16 protein-coding genes are annotated in these 15,747 nt (G+C 42.8%); 11 read left to right on the top strand and 5 right to left on the bottom strand.

Annotation, left to right across the window (positions count from 1 at the left end):
• Positions 1-171: 171 nt before the first annotated feature.
• On the bottom strand, positions 172-1,806 hold the full coding sequence (locus tag BUR09_RS03820) for a CTP synthase (protein WP_074215605.1): 1,635 nt from the start codon (positions 1,804-1,806) through the stop codon (positions 172-174).
• A 276-nt stretch (positions 1,807-2,082) separates the two neighbouring features.
• On the opposite strand from BUR09_RS03820, the gene BUR09_RS03825 reads away from it, so the two are divergent.
• The 3 genes from BUR09_RS03825 to surE all read left to right on the top strand — a co-directional run bounded on the left by BUR09_RS03825 (position 2,083) and on the right by surE (position 4,270).
• On the top strand, positions 2,083-2,892 hold the full coding sequence (locus BUR09_RS03825) for a phosphoribosylformylglycinamidine synthase subunit PurQ (protein ID WP_074215606.1): 810 nt from the start codon (positions 2,083-2,085) through the stop codon (positions 2,890-2,892).
• Between the two features lie 67 nt (positions 2,893-2,959).
• On the top strand, positions 2,960-3,415 hold the full coding sequence (locus BUR09_RS03830) for a hypothetical protein (RefSeq protein ID WP_074215607.1): 456 nt from the start codon (positions 2,960-2,962) through the stop codon (positions 3,413-3,415).
• A gap of 51 nt (positions 3,416-3,466) precedes the next feature.
• Complete coding sequence (gene surE, locus BUR09_RS03835; RefSeq protein WP_074215608.1) at positions 3,467-4,270, top strand: 5'/3'-nucleotidase SurE; 804 nt, start codon at positions 3,467-3,469, stop codon at positions 4,268-4,270.
• Positions 4,271-4,307: 37 nt separating this feature from the next.
• On the opposite strand, the gene BUR09_RS03840 is transcribed toward surE, so the two are convergent.
• The gene (locus tag BUR09_RS03840) at positions 4,308-5,144 is read right to left on the bottom strand and encodes an MBL fold metallo-hydrolase (RefSeq protein WP_074215609.1); all 837 of its coding nucleotides are present in this window, start codon (positions 5,142-5,144) and stop codon (positions 4,308-4,310) included.
• A 339-nt stretch (positions 5,145-5,483) separates the two neighbouring features.
• Here BUR09_RS03840 and wtpA point away from each other — a divergent pair, with 339 nt between their 5' ends.
• Positions 5,484-6,467 carry a tungstate ABC transporter substrate-binding protein WtpA gene (gene wtpA, locus BUR09_RS03845; protein WP_074215610.1) on the top strand — a complete coding sequence of 328 codons (984 nt, stop codon included), beginning with the start codon at positions 5,484-5,486 and terminating at the stop codon, positions 6,465-6,467.
• A 233-nt stretch (positions 6,468-6,700) separates the two neighbouring features.
• A complete protein-coding gene (locus BUR09_RS03850) occupies positions 6,701-6,925 on the top strand; it encodes a hypothetical protein (protein ID WP_074215611.1) in 225 nt (74 codons plus the stop codon).
• 52 nt (positions 6,926-6,977) lie between these two features.
• Here the strand turns inward: BUR09_RS03850 and BUR09_RS03855 are convergent, their stop codons facing one another.
• Positions 6,978-8,075 (bottom strand): linear amide C-N hydrolase, encoded by a 1,098-nt coding sequence (locus BUR09_RS03855; RefSeq protein WP_074215612.1) that lies wholly within the window; start codon positions 8,073-8,075, stop codon positions 6,978-6,980.
• A 139-nt stretch (positions 8,076-8,214) separates the two neighbouring features.
• Positions 8,215-8,847 carry a queuosine precursor transporter gene (locus tag BUR09_RS03860; protein WP_074215613.1) on the bottom strand — a complete coding sequence of 211 codons (633 nt, stop codon included), beginning with the start codon at positions 8,845-8,847 and terminating at the stop codon, positions 8,215-8,217.
• Between the two features lie 158 nt (positions 8,848-9,005).
• Between BUR09_RS03860 and queF the strand changes: the two genes are divergently transcribed.
• The 6 genes from queF (at position 9,006) to BUR09_RS03890 (ending at position 15,352) form a co-directional block, all read left to right on the top strand.
• Entirely contained in the window at positions 9,006-9,509 is a 504-nt protein-coding gene (queF, locus tag BUR09_RS03865; RefSeq protein WP_074215614.1) for a preQ(1) synthase, read from the top strand.
• Positions 9,510-9,897: 388 nt separating this feature from the next.
• A complete protein-coding gene (locus tag BUR09_RS03870; protein WP_074215615.1) occupies positions 9,898-10,725 on the top strand; it encodes a phosphate ABC transporter substrate-binding protein in 828 nt (275 codons plus the stop codon).
• A gap of 300 nt (positions 10,726-11,025) precedes the next feature.
• Positions 11,026-11,601, top strand: coding sequence for a PstC family ABC transporter permease (locus BUR09_RS03875; RefSeq protein WP_245796692.1), 576 nt, complete (start codon positions 11,026-11,028; stop codon positions 11,599-11,601).
• Positions 11,594-12,466, top strand: coding sequence for a PstA family ABC transporter permease (locus BUR09_RS03880; RefSeq protein WP_074215617.1), 873 nt, complete (start codon positions 11,594-11,596; stop codon positions 12,464-12,466). The genes BUR09_RS03875 and BUR09_RS03880 overlap by 8 nt, the downstream gene beginning before the upstream one ends.
• Positions 12,457-13,230, top strand: a complete 774-nt coding sequence (locus tag BUR09_RS03885) for a phosphate ABC transporter ATP-binding protein (protein WP_074215618.1) — start codon at positions 12,457-12,459, stop codon at positions 13,228-13,230. The genes BUR09_RS03880 and BUR09_RS03885 overlap by 10 nt, the downstream gene beginning before the upstream one ends.
• A gap of 298 nt (positions 13,231-13,528) precedes the next feature.
• Positions 13,529-15,352, top strand: coding sequence for an ArnT family glycosyltransferase (locus BUR09_RS03890; RefSeq protein ID WP_074215619.1), 1,824 nt, complete (start codon positions 13,529-13,531; stop codon positions 15,350-15,352).
• Between the two features lie 80 nt (positions 15,353-15,432).
• On the opposite strand, the gene BUR09_RS03895 is transcribed toward BUR09_RS03890, so the two are convergent.
• Complete coding sequence (locus tag BUR09_RS03895; RefSeq protein ID WP_074215620.1) at positions 15,433-15,741, bottom strand: hypothetical protein; 309 nt, start codon at positions 15,739-15,741, stop codon at positions 15,433-15,435.
• Positions 15,742-15,747 lie beyond the last annotated feature (6 nt).

A 15,747-nucleotide genomic window follows, 5' to 3' on the forward strand; every position in this document is an offset into this window, starting at 1 on the left:
TTTGTTGCACTTTCCTTATCCATAATTTTGTCAAAGGGGTTGTAAAAAGGCTCTTCCCAGACCCTTTTTAAATACTTTTTTATGATGGAGTATCCTAAAAATAAGTAAGTTAGAATCGGGGGCAGGAGGAAGTCCCCTGCCCGCCGGAGGCATGTATATATTCGGTTAAAATTACTTCTTATTTGCTTTAGAAGCTTTGATGAACTCGCGGAACAATGGATGCGGGTTCATCGGAGTGGATTTGAACTCTGGGTGGAACTGACAAGCGAGGAACCAAGGGTGGTCTTTCACTTCAACAATCTCAACAAGAGTTTCATCCGGAGAAACACCGGAGAATACCATTCCTGCTTCTTCAAGGCGTTTGAAGTAAGCATTGTTGAATTCGTAACGGTGACGGTGACGTTCAGAAATCATATCTTCACCGTAAGCGGTGTGCGCATTGGTTTTTGCAATAACTTTACATGGGTATGCGCCAAGACGGAGTGTGCCGCCTTTATCAGTGTCTTCGTCACGTTTTTCAACAGCTTCTTTACGGAAGTCGTACCATTCTGTCATGAGGTAGATGATTGGCTCTTGAGCGTTTTCATCAAACTCAACAGAAGTTGCTTCTTTAATGCCCACTACGTTGCGAGCATATTCGATAACTGCGAGCTGCATGCCGAGGCAGATACCGAAGAAAGGAATTTTCTTTTCACGAGCATAGTTGATAGCAAGCATTTTGCCTTCAACACCGCGGTGACCAAAGCCGCCAGGTACGAGGATGCCGTCGAGACCTTTGAGTTTGGAAGCAACGTTCTTAGCGTTAATTTCTTCTGAGTTAACATATTCAAACTCAACGCTAACGCGGTTAGCAAGGCCGCCGTGTACCAGAGCTTCGTGAAGACTTTTGTATGCTTCTTTAAGGTCAACGTATTTACCGACAATACCGATTTTTACGCTGCCTTTAGGGTTTCTAAAGTTGTGAAGCAGGTTCTGCCATGCAGCAAGGTCTGCGTTTTTCGCTGGAAGGCGAAGCATGATTGCGATTTTCTGGTCGAGACCTTCATCGTAAAATGCGAGAGGCACTTCGTAGATGTTATCAACGTCTGCACAGGAGAATACAGCGTCACGGTCTACGTTACAGAAAAGTGCGATTTTGTGTTTAAGGTGATCATCAATTGGTTTTTCACAACGGCAGATGATCATATCTGGCTGAATACCGATAGAACGGAGTTCTTTTACGCTGTGCTGGGTTGGCTTGGTTTTGTGCTCGCCAGCAGCTTTGAGGTAAGGAACCAGAGTCAGGTGGATGTACATGCACTGCTCGCGACCAAGGTCGGTGCGGAGCTGACGAATTGCTTCAAGGAATGGAAGACCTTCAATGTCGCCAACGGTACCACCGATTTCGATGATTGCTACATCAAGGTCATCGCTTGCGAGGCTAAGGACACATTTTTTGATTTCGTCAGTGATGTGCGGGATAACCTGTACAGTACCACCAAGGTAATCGCCACGACGTTCTTTAGTGATTACTTTATGGTAGATGGAACCGGAGGTGTAGTTGTTTTTCTGAGAAAGAGGAACGTTGAGGTAACGCTCGTAATGACCGAGGTCGAGGTCAGTTTCAGCACCGTCATCCGTTACATACACCTCACCATGCTGAAACGGGTTCATGGTACCCGGGTCAACGTTGATATAAGGGTCGAGTTTCTGAATGGTTACATTTAAACCTCTAGCTTTAAGGAGAACACCAATTGATGCAGCTGAAAGGCCCTTCCCTAAAGAAGATAAAACCCCACCAGTAACGAAGATAAACTTAGTTTTCATTCTTTCTCGCCTACGACGTAGTTATTAAAAATTGATTAATGACCAAAGTCACATATATTTGTTTCGAACGTATCTCGTCCGTATACACTTTTTTTGAAGTTACGTCAGCCGTTGACTGTTATCTCTGACGCAACTATAACTATTGTCCCGAATTATTAAAACGGTGACTTTTTTTTTGCTTTCAAAAACCGTGAGTCACTACCCGAACTGCTCGGGTAAGTAAAGCGACTTTTTGTAAAGCCCCGTGTTAATCTTTTTTTAGGAGAAACTTGAGCAATGACCCAGGTTAATACTCTGGTAATTACCGGCTATGGGACAAACTGCGAGGTTGAATGCGCGCATGCTGCAAAAATTTCTGGAGCAGATCGTGTTGAAATTAAGCATTTTTCAGACCTCATTTCCGGTGACACCAGTTTAACAGATTTCAATTTTTTGATTCTGCCGGGTGGTTTTCTTGATGGTGACGATCTGGGTGCTGCTCAAGCTGCCGCGAACCGTTGGCGGCATGCTAAGACTGAGCAGGGCGAACCCCTTCTTGATCAACTTAAAACCTTTTTTACCAATGGCGGCATTATCTTTGGTATTTGCAACGGCTTCCAGCTGCTTGTAAAACTTGGATTACTGCCTGCAATTGACGAATTGTACTTTGAGCGTCAGGTTTCCTTATCACATAACGATTCTGCCCGATATGAAGACAGATGGGTGCATCTTAAAGCTAATGCAAACAGCCCGTGCGTGTTCACAAAAGGTGTTGATACGTTGTACATTCCTGTGCGTCATGGTGAAGGAAAAATTATTGCAAAAGATGAAGCAACTCTTACTGCTCTGCAAGAGAACAACTTGATCGCCCTGCAATACATTGATCCTGAATCCGGTGAGGTTACACAGGAATACCCAATGAACCCTAACGGTTCTCCTTTGGGTATCGCTGGCTTAACTGATCCTTCCGGTCGCATCCTTGGAATGATGCCGCATCCGGAAGCATACAACCACCCTACCAACCATCCGGGCTGGACTGCTGGTAAAACAGCAGAACTCGGCACCATTTTGATCAAAAACGGCATAGACTACTTAAAGAGTCTGTAGCAGCTTTGTGATATAATATAAGTTGGCTCCGGCTCTGGTCGGAGCCACTATTATTTTAGGAGTGGATATGATTCCATGCTTTATTTGCAAGAAAGATTCAATTGGAGGCTTTACCTATGGTCTACCAACCACTCCTTTATCCCAGCATGTGGGGCTGTGTCCGGAGCATAATACTCTGGAGAATAAAAAAGCTGCAATCTTACATTGGATAGAGACAACTCAGGCTAGCGTTACCGCATTCAACGAAGCTAATTTTGCCCGACATGCTGAGCCTGTTGAATATGAGCTTTCAGTCTCCTATCTTGCAGGTGGCTCTGCATCATTCCGGTGTATTAAGTGGAATGTGCCGGATAAAGCCACATTACAAGTTATGGGAATTGACGGGCAATACACGTTTATTCCTCTTGTCCATATTGAACTTTTTGAGGTCATTCCTGTTAATGATCCGAATAGATTCACTCCAAAAGCCTCTGTGACCGAACGATACTCTATCGTTGGAGGCGTACCTACCCTACAACGATAGCTCTGATTTCTCTTATAGCATAAATAGTAGTTAGTTACAAAGGTATGTTCAATGAACTCGTCAAGTTTACCTAAGATTTTAATAACAAATGATGACGGAGTGCATTCTCCGGGTATTTTGGCTGCAATTAATGCTGTTTCTTCATTTGCAGAAGTAATGGTTCTTGCGCCAGCGTCACAACAGACAGCAATGGGGCGTGCCTATCGTGGTAACCCTGATGCCACTCTTGTTGAGACAACTCTGACTGTCCGTGGTGTTCCTTTTAAAGCATTTTCTTGTGAAGCCTCCCCTGCTCGCACAATCGACCATGGATTAACAGTACTGTCCGGATATCAGCCTGATTTTATTATTTCTGGAATTAACTACGGTGAGAATCTCGGCTCCAGTATTACAAGTTCCGGTACTGTCGGTGCAGCAATGGAAGCTGCACATCGTGGAATTCCTTCCATTGCCGTTTCTTTGGAAACACCTGTTGATACTCATCTTACTTATACTGATCAGGACTGGACGGCTGCAACATACTTTTTGCAGCATTTTACTAAGCGCGCCATCCACGAAGGTTTTCCGCAGGGAATTGATCTGTTAAAGATAGATGTCCCAAGCTCTGCTTCCACAGAATGCCCTTGGCGTGTGACACGACTTTCTCATAATTCGTATTATCGTACAGATCTTTCTTCTCCTTCTATGGAGAGTCGTCTGAAAGATTATGTAATCACAAAGGGACTTATTCAGGGTGAGCCTGAAGATACAGATATTTATGCTATTGCAGTGGATAAAGTTGTTTCTGTTACGCCGTTGCGCCTAGATTTTACTGCTCATGGCAGTATGAATGACTTGCATAAATGGGGAAAGTAGCAAAAAAGCTCTTCAGATATACTGAAGAGCTTTTTTATTATTTAAATGTAAGAACATCACCTGTTGTTATTGGTTTATTATCAGGTAGCCAGAGAGCCCCCCATTTTCCTGTACAATGACAGGCATGAGACCGTTGTACACCTACCTGCTTAAAGAATCTGCGTATCTGATATAGATGAGGTATGCTTGCTGCGTGAAGATGGAGTCCGCCGACAATTGCGGCAATTCTTTTTTCTCCTGTAACCTCCTGCGCCCTTTCAATAATATTACAGATTCCTGAGTGACTGCAGCCGGTTATGATTACGAGACCGTCTTGTCCTTTCCATACAATCCCTGTGTCGTCATAGAGGAAGTCATCAACAAATTTTCCTTCATGCTTGGCTATGCCAAATGCTCCGCAGCCTTTGAAGTTGGAGTTTCGTGGAATTTCACCAAGAAAAAGAAATTTAGAACCAATAGGTTGTGGTTCCTTAGTCTCATAGACATTGAAACATTTTCTCACCGTTCCTTCATCTAGGCCGGCATCTAACTTTCTCACAAGAACGGGCTGCCCTCCAGTGAGTTTTCCTAAATGGCGTTCTATAAAACAATCGGGATGACATGTGAGCGTAGGCTGCTGAGCACGGTCAGCAAATAATTCGCATAAGGCCGGAATACCACCTGCATGATCATAGTGCCCATGTGAAAGAGCTATTTGATCTATATCGTTTAGTGAAATGCCAAGTGCTTTGGCATTTTTTAAAAAAGCACCGTCGGTTCCGGTGTCTAACAGCAATCTCTCATCGCCGTCTTCCAGAAGAATAGATAGTCCTTTTGTGGGAATCAGGTTGTCCCTGAGAGATATATTTTCGATAAGAACAGTTAACGTAAGCATTTAGTATCCTTTATCTACTGATCTGTTGATTAGTTATACGAAGTGAGTGAACATGCTTTAATTAGGGCATGTTATTGGTGCCTAGCATGATTAATGACTCATTTGTTTCTGCATTTATCTTTGAGGATAACGCGGAGTTAAACTTACCAATTATGACAGCAAGTATAACAGGTATAAATGTTTTTTTGTTAAATTATTAGAAAGGAAAGTCTCCTGTTTCAGTAGTAAAACTGGATGCTTGAAGTTCAAATAATATATATTTTTCCATTGACATACACTCTCTATGCGCTGATTTTACCCAAATATTATTTAACGTATAATTTGTTTGTAGGGGTTATTATGAGTAATAAATGGTTATTTCGTGCATGTGCTCTCTTGTTGCTGCTCTTTGGTTTGATTTGCACTCCAAACTTTTCGTTTGCTCAGCCTTCTGGAAAATTAGTTATTTTCCATGCAGGTAGCCTTTCTGTTCCTTTTGCTGCAATGGAAAAAGCATTTGAGGCAAAGTATCCAGAGGTTGATGTTCAGCGTCAGTCCGGTGGCTCTACTAAACTTGCCCGTCTTATTTCTGAAGTAGGTAAAAAAGCAGACATTATGGCTTCTGCTGACTATGTAGTGATAAATAAAAATCTCATTCCTAACTACGCATCATGGAATGTACGTTTTGCATCCAACCAAATGGTTCTCTGCTACACAGACAAATCAAAATTCACTGATAAAATTACCAGCGATAACTGGTACAAAATTCTCCAGAATAAAGATGTTGTCTGGGGGCATTCTGACCCGAACCTCGATCCTTGTGGTTACAGAGCATGTATGGTGTTGCAGCTTGCTGAGAAGTTCTACAACATCGAAGGGCTGAATGATAAACTGATTGCTAATCGACCAGCGAAAAACGTTCGTCCTAAGGCCGTTGAACTTATTTCTCTGCTTAAGTCAGGTCACATGGACTATGCTTGGGAATACCGCTCTGTTGCCGTTCAGCATGGTCTTAAATTCATTGCTCTTGATCCACACTTGAACCTTGGTGACTACAAGCTTACTCCGTTTTACAAAAATGCTGTTGTTAGAGTTACCGGCAAAAAGCCGGGTACCTTTATTGACCGCAAAGGTAAGTCCATTACTTACGGTGTAACTATGCTTGATGACGCTCAGAACAAAGAAGCTGCTGAAGCTTTCCTCGCGTTTATGCTCTCCCCGGAAGGCGGCATGCAGATTCTTAAAGATAAGGGACAGCCACCATTTATTCCTGCACGTACCACCGCTGAAGGTATGAATGAAGTGCCCCTTTCTCTTCAAAAATTTGTTGAAGTTCGTGACTAAGAATTAGCTTTAATTATTCCAGCCGGAGGCCAGGTTCGTTTGTTGTGAATCTGCTCCGGCTTTTCCACTAAGCTTGTTTTAGAAGATTGCAGCAACGCTCGTTGCAAATTCTGTTTTTTTTTAAAAGGTAATATACGTTATCCGGGATGATATTGAATAGACTTCGCCTTGCACTTAATGTTCTTCTTTTGTATCCAATAGAAGATATTTACATTTTTTAGCTAGGAGAAGTCATGTCAATTAAGATGACCAGTGTGTATCTCATGTTCACCGCCTTATGTGTTGCAGGCGGCGTGTATTTCTTCCATCCTGAATTGGTGCGTCAGTATTATGATACGGTTGTAGTTCTTTTTGCTGCTCTCACGTACTTTTTGTTTATTCGTCCATGGTTGAAAGAAAAATTTGCTGTAGAAAACATCTCAAAAGACGACATCGATGCTAATAAAAAAAATGAGTAGTGCTTCGGCACTACTCATTTTTTTTGGGATAAGTTGGTTAGCAACCTATTTGTTACTTTGCCTGTTCGGTCATATCCTTATATTCCGGCTTGGTGTCCCACATGGGAATGGATAGTGTTTTCTTTCCGTCTTTCGGCAAATTATCGAGGTGTACTACCCGTATCTCCTGATTATCATAAGTTTTAAAGTAACATCTGCGGCGTTGCAGGTCATAGACTGCTGTCCATTGAGTATAGTCAGTAGATTGAGTTCCGTTTTGCTCATTGGTTCTAACAAGTCCCTTTGCAATGGAAATATTGCTGATAAGCATAAACGCCAGATTTAGAGCTTCGTCTGCTGTTTGCACTGGGGTCGCTGCGTTACTGTACAATGCAGCTCGGACGAAACGTGATGGCGGAGTGAAATCTCCGGGAAGCCCCAGCATTCCGGATCCTGCTCCGATAGGAGTTGCGGTGAAATCATTTATTTTTTGGCGGGTACAATTATCTGCTGTTACGTTCATGTAGTTGGAAAGATTTTGTAGATGCCATGTGAATTGTGGCGAGTTGGTGATAACCCCCACGGGGTTTTGGGTAATGGTAATTTTACCATTGAGCGGTTCTATCACGATGGCGTTACCTTTGCTGTCTATCACAATCCAGTGCATTGGGGGGATCATCCCCAGTTTTTCATATTTAACACCAGCAATTTGAACTTCATCAATTTTCTTTTGAACATCTTCGAGTGTACCACATGTTCCTAATATTAGTGCTGTAACTAGAACAGGCTCTACGATTTTTGTAGTATCGTTTGCCGTAGGAGTTGGATATTCAGCGTGTTGCGGGAACCAAAATCCACCAATATACAGTCCCTTCTCATTTATTCCGCCAAAAAACATTCTTTCATCAAATCCATTGGGGCCAAGGAAGGCATATTGATTTTTCCACGTCATGCCTTTTTGATTATTTGGTGCTTGGCTAGTCCAAGTTTGTCCCTTGGGGACGAACATTATGTTAGATTTGAACGGCGTGTTAAATTCCAAGGTTCTGGCAAACATTGTAGCGCCGTCTTTTGATTGAACCTTTATCCCTGTACATGCATTGGCAGTCGACAAACTCAAAATCCAAAGCACACCGCATGCGAGCAGTAACATACATGCAATATTGCGCATAGTTCTTCCTTTTATGGTTTATTTTGTATTCAAAATGTAATGCTACCATAATTCACGAAGGACACCGATGAGTTCTCTCGTTAGCAAATAAAAAAGGCAGCTTGATAAGCTGCCTTTTTTATTTTGATGTGGTTAGATTCTATAGCGCATCTGCGGTTTGCACTTGTTTTCGTAATGCATGGCAAAGGAAGTATACGATTGGGGTATCAAAAGCTGCAATCGCGAGTTTAACCATCCATTGTCCAAGAATAACGTCACCAACAGGCAGGATTCCCCAGAACGCAATAGTTACAAAAATAGTGGAATCAACGAGCTGGGATACGACAGTAGATGCGTTGTTGCGTAGCCACAGGTGCTTGCCGTTTGTTCTTTTTTTGAGGAAATGGAAAAGCCAAATATCATGCTTTTGGCTGATAAGATAGGCAACCAGGGACGCAGCGACGATGCGCGGGGTACTACCGATTACGGCAGAAAAACTTTCTTGGCCATGCCAGAACGGTGCGGCTGGCCACTCAACAGCAAGCCATGCAAGGGCGGATGTCATGACGAGTGTGACAAAGCCGCTTTGAACAACATTATTGGCGCACTCCTTTCCCCATACTTCGCTTATAACATCCGAAACTATAAAGGTAAGTGAATAGGCGAGTACCCCTGCCGGAACGGCAACGCCTGCGACCATGATGATTTTACTTGCAATGAGTGCTGCAACAACAAGTCCGCCAATGAACAGACTTGATAACAACGCAAGGGCCTTATGCTCAAACGTATTCATACTCTAACTCCTTGGGATCAACAGTCCTAAAGATGGGCTAAAGTGCCCTTCGCAATCGGGAAAACAGTCCCGCGCGAATATTTACCAGCGCACCCCTTGCCATTTGCCCGTTTGGAAGTCAAACTAATGCTGCCAGTTTATGATAAGGAGAAGGCAAAATGACCATTACAAAAAGTCAGGATAAAACTGACCACCTTGAAGTTCTTGGCAAAGGTGGCCAGACTAAATATCAGTTAGACGGTCCACACTCTGGAATTCTTGAAACTTTTCCAAACAACTACCCTAACCGCCCGTACATTGTTAGCGTGGAGTTCCCTGAATACACGTCACTCTGTCCAATGACCGGTCAGCCGGATTTTGGGGTGATTGTTATGGAATACATCCCTAAAGACCGTATTGTGGAGTCAAAGAGCCTTAAATTGTACTTCTTTGCATACCGCAATCATCAATCTTTTATGGAAACTATTGCGAATACTATGCTTGAAGACTTTGTAGAAGCACTCGATCCGTTATGGTGTCGCGTAAAGGGGCTTTTCAGCCCTCGTGGTGCAACTACTCTGCATGTTTTTGCTGAGCATTTTGATACTTCAGCTGAGAACCTTGACGAAATCAAATCTATTGTTTCCGAATGGAAACAAGAAGCTAATCGCCATTCTTCGTAGTCAGCTGCATGAATTCGAAAGAACATGACAGTCCTGCTCGTTGAGTTGTCACGAGTAAGAACGTTTAAAGCAAATTAAAAGCCCTCACATTAAAGTGAGGGCTTTTTTATGTTGAAGCAAAAAATTGGATATGATCCTTGGTGCATCACAAGGTGTTTAGCGTTTCTCGTTAGGTTATATATTGAATTAATTTTGCCTCTATGGGGAGTGCTTCGTGGGCCCTAGAAGAATCTGGGTAATAAGCTAATTTTGACGATGTAGTAGCGATTGGTTTTTTCTATGGAAAGACTAGTTAGCGATTGCTTTTTTCAATTTGATTATATTGCGTGTTATTACATACAAATACATCTGATTGCTCTCATGATACAAAAACAACAAGGATTATCGGATGAAATTCAATAAAATTTTTGCTCTCCTTTCTATATTTACCCTTTCTCTCTGCACATCAGCTTTTGCTTCCGGTCTGGACGCCTTTGTTAATCAATCCGGAACAATAACTATTGCAGGGGGCACAGCTCATATCCCTGTAATGAAAGCTGCTGCAAAACGTATTATGATCAAAAATTCGGACATTCGAATCACTATTGCCGGTGGCGGTTCCGGTGTCGGTATCCAGAAGGTTGGTGAGGGACTTGTTGATATTGGCAATGCTGGCCGCGCAACAAGTGATAAGGAAAAAGCTAAATATACTCTCACCTCTTATCCTTTTGCCGTTGACGGGGTAGCCACTGTTCTTTCTGCAAAGAACCCAGTTAGCGCTTTAACCACAAAACAGATTCAGGATGTATTTGCTGGTAAAATTACAAACTGGAAAGAGTTGGGTGGTAAGGATGCGTCAATTCACATCTACACTCGCGATGAAGCAAGCGGAACACGTAGCGTTTATTGGAAAAAATTGCTGAAAAAAGGAAAAATTGTTGATTCCGCGAATGTTGTAGCATCTAATGGCGCAATGAAGGTGGCAATCGCACAGGATCCTGATGGTATTGGTTTTATCGGCATCGGAACTTTGGATAACACCGTTAAGGCTCCTACTCTGGATGGCGTTAGCGTATCTCAGGAAACAGCTAAAAATGGTACATACAAAATTGTCCGTAAGCTTTACATGAACACGAACGGCGCACCTTCCGGTATTGTTAAATCATTTATCGACTACATCCTGTCAGATGAGTGTACAGATATTATTGTTTCCAGTGGGTACCTGCCACTGAACTAAGGACCGACCTTGCATAGTGTAAGAACAATTCGTTCTATAACCAGCGTTCTCTTTGTAGCAACCACTGTTTCTTGTATAGCAGTGGTTGCTATTTTCTCTTTTCTTCTCTACTTCTCGCTCCCTCTTTTTTCCTTCGTAAAATTACAGCATGTGTTTTCATGGTCATGGCAACCATTTGAAGGCAATTTCGGGATACTACCTATGATGTTGGGGAGTATTTTATTGTCGGTGTTTGCCCTCGTATTGAGCTATCCGTTGAGCTTGGGCATCTGTTGTTATATTCATGGGGATAGTCACTCTGTGTTACGCAAAGTGATGTTGCTTCTTGTCCAGTTTATGACGAGTGTCCCAACGGTTATTTATGGATTTGTCGCTGTATTTTTACTGGTGCCGTTTTTACGTACATTTTTTCGGCATGGCACAGGATTTTCCATTCTTGCGGCAGGGCTTATTCTAAGTCTGCTTATCCTGCCTACTATTGTGCTTATTATGCACAGCCAGTTTGCACAGATAGAACCGAAGATTCGCTTAACAGCTAAGGCGTTAGGCATGTCAGAAGCGCAAAAATTTATCTACATCGTGTTCCCTGATGCACGAAAAGGACTACTTACAGCGGCTGTTCTTGGTTTCGGTCGTGCTGTCGGTGATACTCTCATCCCCTTGATGCTGGCAGGAAATGCCGTAAGCCAGCCTGAATCTATTTTAGACTCCATACGTACTTTGACCTCTCATATTGCCCTTGTTGTGGCGACGGATAGCCAAAGTGACGCCTATTTATCTTTGTTTGCCTGCGGCATGGTGCTGTTTTCTTCCACAATAGCAGTCAATATTATGTTGCGATGGCTTGCTGCATCTCCGGAGAAAATAAATGAGTAAGGCTAAGGAAACGACACTTAGCGTGCTTACGTATGTTGCCCCGGTTACGGTTATCGGGGCTGTTGTACTTTTGTTGGGTTTTCTTTGCGTTAAGGGAATTTCGGCCCTTTCTGTATCGCTAATTTTTGGTGATTCTTCACCGGCTGATGTTCTTTTACGTGGAATGCCGGTTTTTGATGGGATATGGCCTGCATGTGTTGGAACCTTGTATTTAGTGCTTCTGTCTTGCAGTTTGTCGATTCCTGTAGGAATTATGACCGGTATTTATTTGGCAGAGTTTGCTCCGAAAGCATTCAGGCGTTCTGCTACGTTTTTGATTGAGCTGCTTGCAGGTATCCCGTCGATTATTATGGGGCTGTTTGGTTTTGCCCTTATTCTGCTGGCTCGTAATACCGTATTTCCGCAAGCAGTGACTGGTCTGTGGCTTTCTGCTTTATGTATTGCGGTACTCGTATTGCCTTATTGTATTAATTCAACTGTAATCGCTCTTTCCAGCTTGCCGGAAGAACTTAGACTGACGGGGCCTTCGCTAGGTTTAAGTCCCTTGCAAAGCACTTTTTACATTCGTATTCCGTTGGCGTTGCGAGGGATTATGAGTGGTGTCATCCTCTCCATTGGCAGAGCCTCAGAAGATACTGCGGTTATTCTTATGACAGGTGTGGTTGCGAATGCGGGAGTGCCTCGAAATATCTTTGATAAATACGAAGCCTTACCCTTTAAGGTGTACTATTTAGCGGCGCAATTCCAAAGTCAGGCAGAGCTTGCTCAAGGCTTTGGGACAGCATTAATTCTTTTAATACAAACAACCTGCCTCTTTTTACTTGCTCACTACTTACGACGAACAATGGAACGAAAATGGTTCTAACTGATATGTCCTCTGTTGCTATTCAAACTGAAAATCTTTCTATTTCTTTTAATGGGATGCAGATTGTTAAAGATCTGTCCGTCTCATTTCCTAAAAACAAACTTTCAGTTCTTATTGGTCGCTCCGGTTCGGGTAAGACTACCCTGCTCCGCAGTTTCAACCGGTTGAATGAATGCCTTGATGGTTCCACAACAACTGGGAAGGTGATTGTTACATTAGGTGGCACACCCCACGATATTTACTCCGGTGTAATTCCATGTGAGGAACTTCGACGTCGTGTCGGGATGGTTTTCCAGACTCCGAATGTTTTGCCAAACTCCATACAAAACAATCTGTTGATTCCGCTTAAACTTGCGTTACGTATTCAAGGTAGTGAAGCTGAGTCACGAATGGAACATGCATTGAAGCAGGCTGGGTTGTGGAGTGAGGTCTGCGACAGACTTAAGTCTCCTGCCACTAACCTATCAGGAGGTCAGCAACAACGTTTATGCATAGCTAGGGCTATGGTTTTACAGCCAGAAATTTTGTTGTTGGACGAACCGAGTGCTTCATTGGATTTTTATGCAACAAGAACCATTGAGGATTTGCTTGAATCTCTTTCTACCGAGTACACAACAATCGTTGTTTCGCACAGCTTGGCTCAGGCTCAACGTCTTGCAGACAGGTTGTATGTATTTTCTTCCGGTGAACTGGTTCAAACGCTTTCAAAAGAAGAAGTACAGGATAACGCAGTGATGCAGAAAACAGTAGAAAGCCTGTTTTAAGCTAGTCAGGGACAAGCTTACCTGACTGTTGTTATTTATCTTTCTATTTGCTTAGTAATAAAATTTTAGCTCTAGCATTTTGATAATACTCAAAAAAGCCAGCAGGATATCCTGCTGGCTTTTTTGGTGTCTCAGTTGGATAACAGTTTTGTCATGTTCCTGTAAGTTCTTTGCAAGCTGCCAATACGTATCGTGTGTACTCAATAAATTGATTTTCCTTTTTAGAATTACTCGGCAACGCAGGCTGCCCTGTTTGGGGTATGTAGTGAAACCATTTTTTCCTGTTGGATAATCTGCAATGAGTACGCAAAAGTTTTGTGCATTAATCGAAGAAAAATTACGAAATAAATCTGTTCCTATATTCCTTCTTGGTCTGCTGATGATAGTGACAACTACTGTTCATTTAGATCAGCTTGATCCTGAAATAATGGAAGCACGTAATTTTATTACAGCAAACGAAATAGTCGAAACTGGTAATTGGCTTGTACCAAGTCTTTTCGGGGAGCTTCGGATTGCCAAGCCGCCCCTGCCTACCTGGATGACATCAATAGTAATGATGATTGCAGGTACTGATACGAATCTGGCTGTGAATAGAATTCCATCTGCATTTGCCGGATTAGTTCTGGCAGTAGCATTTTTTGGACTTACGAGGTCGCTGACAGGCTCTACTCGCATTTCGATGTTAAGCACAGCGGTTCTTGGTACCAGCTATCTTTATATTTTTATGGTTCGTCGAGGCACATGGGACATACACGCTGTTGCTTATATGACTGCCATGATATGGGCGCTTGATGTGCTGTTGAAGTCAAAGAAATTTCGTCCTTGGTTGTGTTTGGTTACGGGCGTGTTGTTTGGCTTGTCATTTCTCAGCAAAGGACCTGTAGCTTTTTATGCTTTGCTGCTTCCATTTTTGTTTTCAGAACTGGTTGTTAACGGTGTAATGAAGGTACAACTCCATTGGAAACAGCTGTTGCTAGTAACTGGATATGGTCTGGTTATTTCAGCAAGCTGGTATTTGGTTATTATGATAATGCATCCGGATGCAATGGCAGCAATGTTTTCTCAAGAAACATCAGCATGGACATCACACCATATTAAAGAATGGTGGTTCTATCTGCCGCAAGTTCCAGCGATGCTTGGTTTATGGGCTATTCCTGCAGTTCTTGTTTTCATTTCGCCCTATGCAAGACCCAGACTTCAGAAGTTAATTCCGTATAATCAGCTGTTGCTTTGGACAGTGGGAATAGTTGTACTACTCTCAGTAATTCCTGAAAAAAAAGTCCGATACCTGCTGCCTGTTATTGTTCCTCTATCAATGCTTGTTGGTGGGGCTCTGGATTATTGGTTAGAGCGTGGTTTTGCGTTTGCCGGAACTAAGCGCCTTTTTTACCTGTATACAATATTAGGTTCGATAGTTCTCTTTGCAGTTGTAGGTGTAATCTGGATAGCTGGGGAAGTTTCTTCCTTCCCTCTTTTTATGGAATTGTGGCCTGTTATTGTTCCTCTATTAATGCTTGTTGGTGGAACACTGGATTATTGGTTAGAGCGTGGTTCTGCTTTTGCCGGAAGTAATCGCCTTTTTTATCTGTATACGATATTAGGTTCGATAGTTCTCTTTGCAGCTGTAGGTGTAATCTGGATAGCCGGAGAAGTTTCCTCCCTCCCTATTTATATGGAATTGTGGCCTGTTTTAGCGGTCTGTAGTTGCCTGCTGCTTGTGGTTCTGATTTGGCTTGCGGCAAGCTGTCATAGACCTCGTTTGCTGTTAGGCTGTCTGTTTACAACTGTGGCTTTGGTAATGGTAACAGCCCCTCCGTATGTAAAAACAGTACTGCCTTACAGAGGTACTCTTCCCATTCAACAGGTACGTAATCTTGTCGGGAAAACATGCGAAAATGTGTACTCCCTTACGTCATTGAAGCTACAAAATCAGTGGGTTTTTGGTAAGCCAGCAAAGCGGATTGTAGCTGATGATCTTGCATCATTTCCGGTCGGAGTGCATGTCGTAGTTTCAACTGATCCCGTTAGTTTTCCCGAAAAATTTACTGTTAAAGAAGAGCTCGTTGCAAGATACCTGAAGCGTGATCCTCTACTAATCTACAAGGTAACTGTAACTGATTAGAAACAAGAAACATGAAAGAGCTCCCATAGCTGTTATGGGAGCTCTTTTGAATTTCTATCTATGTTACTGTGCTGAAGAATTTACTCTGTGGGCACGGGCAATGGGGCAGATCTCTTCTTATTAGCGTTCAGACCACCTGCTGCTAGCTTGTAGAGCATAAAAAGAAAAGCTGGTGAGTTCTTTGGTGGGCGCTGGACAACATGTTCATTCGGAATATCGTTTTTTTTCGGAGTAGGAGGCGTCGGTGCGTAGGTTAGATTGGGAGTAGTTACACTAGCTTTTTCAGATTCCGCTGGAAAGGCTTCTACAGCTACTGCAATGAGCGCTAAGAAGCATACCACACAAATTATCCATTGCATCGCCACATGAAACAACGAGTTGTTGTGCATGCACAT

It is taken from the genome of Halodesulfovibrio marinisediminis DSM 17456 (assembly GCF_900129975.1).
Taxonomy (GTDB): Bacteria; Desulfobacterota; Desulfovibrionia; order Desulfovibrionales; family Desulfovibrionaceae; genus Halodesulfovibrio; species Halodesulfovibrio marinisediminis.